The following is a 535-nucleotide window of genomic DNA, read 5'->3' as shown; positions in this document are numbered from 1 at the left end:
TCAACGGCAAGGACGTCGGCGCCCTCGCCGTCCAGACCATGTACGACAAGCTCAAGAACAGCAAGGACTTCCCCAAGGAAGCCTTCGCCCCCACCACCATGGTCGACGCCACCACCTGGAAGACCGCCGGCGTCACCTGCACCTGACACCCCCGGGAACGGCCGTCCGCGCCCCCGGCCCCTTTGCCGCCGGGGCCGGAGGCGGTATCCCCCTTCCGTCGAACCGACCCGTCGACACGGCACCGACCCCGACGCGGTGCCTCCCGTTCGACGGGCCCTCCGACCCGCCCGCCCGACCGAAGGCGACCATGATGAGCGAAGCTCACGTCACGAGTCCGAATCCCTACCCGCCCTCCGTTCCGCCGCCTGCGGGGACGGCCGGTGTGCACCAGGTGACCAAGCGGTTCGGCGCGGTACGGGCCCTCGGCGGAGTCACCCTCGACTTCCCCGCCGGTCAGGTCACCGCCCTCATGGGCGAGAACGGCGCGGGCAAGTCCACCCTCCTCAAGATCCTCACCGGCGACCACCAGCCCACC

1 protein-coding gene is annotated in these 535 nt (G+C 70.8%); it reads left to right on the top strand.

Annotated elements, in window-relative coordinates:
- Positions 1-307: 307 nt before the first annotated feature.
- Positions 308-535, top strand: a 228-nt coding sequence (locus PUR56_RS00615) for an ATP-binding cassette domain-containing protein (RefSeq protein WP_443034410.1), incomplete at its 3' end; no start/stop codon positions are given.

The organism is Streptomyces sp. BE303 (assembly GCF_036290945.1).
Taxonomy (GTDB): Bacteria; Actinomycetota; Actinomycetes; order Streptomycetales; family Streptomycetaceae; genus Kitasatospora.
This window is presented reverse-complemented; position numbering and strand designations above follow the sequence as displayed.